The 2,629-nt window shown below is 58.2% G+C and carries 4 protein-coding genes; all 4 read right to left on the minus strand.

Features of this window, described 5'->3' with window-relative positions:
- Positions 1-25: 25 nt before the first annotated feature.
- Positions 26-1,138, minus strand: a complete 1,113-nt coding sequence (locus GGR48_RS17815) for a phage major capsid protein (protein ID WP_183953182.1) — start codon at positions 1,136-1,138, stop codon at positions 26-28.
- On the minus strand, positions 1,128-1,853 hold the full coding sequence (locus GGR48_RS17820) for an HK97 family phage prohead protease (protein ID WP_183953183.1): 726 nt from the start codon (positions 1,851-1,853) through the stop codon (positions 1,128-1,130). The genes GGR48_RS17815 and GGR48_RS17820 overlap by 11 nt, the downstream gene beginning before the upstream one ends.
- A gap of 8 nt (positions 1,854-1,861) precedes the next feature.
- Positions 1,862-2,128, minus strand: a complete 267-nt coding sequence (locus tag GGR48_RS17825; protein WP_240455958.1) for a hypothetical protein — start codon at positions 2,126-2,128, stop codon at positions 1,862-1,864.
- A gap of 84 nt (positions 2,129-2,212) precedes the next feature.
- The coding region (locus GGR48_RS17830) for an integrase core domain-containing protein (RefSeq protein WP_244954875.1) at positions 2,213-2,629 on the minus strand (417 nt) is incomplete at its 5' end.

The following is a 2,629-nucleotide window of genomic DNA, read 5'->3' on the forward strand; positions in this document are numbered from 1 at the left end:
GCAACCCGCTACGACAAACTCGCCGTCAACTTCCTCTCAGGCGTCGCCATCGCAACCGCGCTCGCATTCTGGCTCTGATTGAGTCTCGACCATAGGGCTGGGCGATATACGGGTTGTAGAGCATGGACATCCCGACACGGTCGGCGATGGTGCAAGCTCGCTGGAAGTCACCGAATACGATAGGCGTCGAGTTCGCTGCGATATTCGGCATGTCTTCGGCTTCCACAACTTCATAACCTGCCAGCAAGCCGGGCACGCCCGACTGGAGACTGTCCTGCCATAGGTAGCGACCTGTAGTGTCCTTCAACATCCGAACCTGACCAAGCGTGTCCTTGTTCATGATGAAGCGGGCGTTCGGGCGGTACGCGGCCTTGAGTGAGTGGACCAACGCGATGATGGAATCAGCGGTGATCTTCGCGGCGTCGCCAGTCTTCACGGCCTGCACGGTGCCGAAGGCGCGAGTGGAGTCGGCGGTGAACGCCGTGGTGACATTTAGGAGGCCTTTGGGCTTCTTCACGCCATCGCCGAGGAGGAATGCCGCACCTTCCGCACGAGCAAACTCGGTCGCGACCTCACTGGTTACGAAGCTCGCGATGTCGAATGCGGAATCCTCAAGGATCGTCTGAGTGACGAACGGGCTGGCATATAGCTCGCCAAAGGACGGCACGATTTCGACCAGCGACGACGCGGCGGTTTCGGGGCGAGCATCCTTCTCGCCGACCCATGCCGACGCGGTCCCGCCCACGGAGAACGGAATGTGGAAGTCGGGCGTTGTGACGGAGATGACCCGCGCGACCGAGCGCATCGGCGAGATGTCGATCACGGCCTTCTGAATCTGGCTGTCGATCAGCTTCGGCACGGTGTAGCCGCCCTCAGCCGGGACCAGCGCCGACATCGCCTTGATTTCCATGGAGTCGCCGCCACGGAAGTACATGTTGAACGCCTTCGTCTCATTGTCAGTCGTAATGTTCGACACGATAGCGGGGCGATTTGCGGCGGTTTCGAGCGCCTTAATTTCGGCGCGAAGCTCGGTCAGCGCCGTGTTCAGCGCGTCAGCCTGCTTGGTTTCTGCACGGTCTACGGCAGACTTGAACTCGGTTTCGAGATTCTTGAGTTCGGTATTCAGATTAGCGGACATACATCTCCTTGATTGTTGCAACACTCGATCGGATGGCCGCTAACGCAGCCTCGTGGTATTTAGCTTCCTGTTCGTCGTTGGCGTCTTCCTCGACATCACCCGACTTTTCGTCGTCGTCATCCATCACCTCATCATCGGTGGTGTCATCATCACGGCTATCAAAAAGCTTCGTGATCGCGTCTTCGCCAAAACCCGCATCCGTAAGTTTCTTCTTCAAATATTCATCCATATCATTATCCTGATTCTTGGCGCTCGCGACACGCGCCAATTCGTTGCACGGGAAGGTGACGACTGAGATTTCTATCAACTTCGCTTCGGTGATGGTCCGGGTTTTCCTATCAATTTCATATCCGGTTGCGATATATCCGATAGACAGCCCTGTTACGGCTCCTGCCTTCACCGCTGCATAGGCATCGCGTCCCGCTGTGGTGTCGAGGAACTGGCCGCTTGCTTTGAGGCCCGTCGATTCTTCTATGAGGTCGGTCCATACGCCAATCGGTAGCGCAAAAGCGTCGTGATTGAAGAACATGGCGGGCATCGTTCCCGCCGATTTGTGTTCTTCGAGCGTGACGCTGAATGCTCCGGGCGCGATGATGTCGCGCGCCTGATCCACATTGCTGAAAACTGCGCCATAACCCTCAAAGGTGCGCGCCGTTGCACCTTCCGTTTCGGCAAATTTGACCTCTATCTTTCCCGCGAATGCCTTCTTTTCCATGTTGGTATTTATTCGGCGGGGGCTTGCGGCTGTTTGTCGGGACCGAAGAGATTGACGGCAGGTGTCAGGAGGTCGGCCGTGGGATCATCGGATCGATCGAAACCTTCCATTTCGTGAGCCTCATTGCGGGTGAAGATGCCGCTCGCGATCCCGTTTTTATAATACTCCATCCGCTCTTTGGCGGTACCGCGTAAAAAGTCGCGGTTATCTATCGTGACGCGAAGCCCTGCGGCGCGTTCGGCATCGGTCAGGAGCGCTTTTTCTGCTGACTGCATGTATCGTGCGTGCCAGTGGGCATCGGTGTCTTGATCGTGCGCGATATGAGTGAGCAGCCCCCATCGGGTGGTCCGGGTTATTAGTTAGTGCATTGTCGTCTCCGCCGCCATTGCCGGTCGTAGGTGGAGCGAAGCGGAACCGGAGGCCGGCAATGGCGGTGTCGCCGCTTGTGGTGCGGGCGGCCGATAGCCCAGGCTGCTGTGCGGCCGGACGGTGTTGTAGTGACGGCGCCACGCCTCGATCAGTACCCTTGCTTCAGCGAGGCTGTAGAAGATCTCGCCGTTGAGCAGCTCATCGCGCAGCGAGCCGTTGAAGCTCTCGTTGTAGCCATTCTCCCACGGCGAACCCGGCACGATGTACAGCGTCTTCACGCCAACCTGCCCGAGCCATTTCTGAACCGCGGTAGCGATGAACTCGCTGCCGTAGCACATCGGGAAGCGCTGGAATGGGAGCCACTGTGGCCCTGATGAAGACAAGGCCGCGAAGCGGCCGCAGGCTTC

The organism is Sphingomonas pseudosanguinis, assembly GCF_014196255.1.
GTDB classification, from domain to species: Bacteria; Pseudomonadota; Alphaproteobacteria; order Sphingomonadales; family Sphingomonadaceae; genus Sphingomonas; species Sphingomonas pseudosanguinis.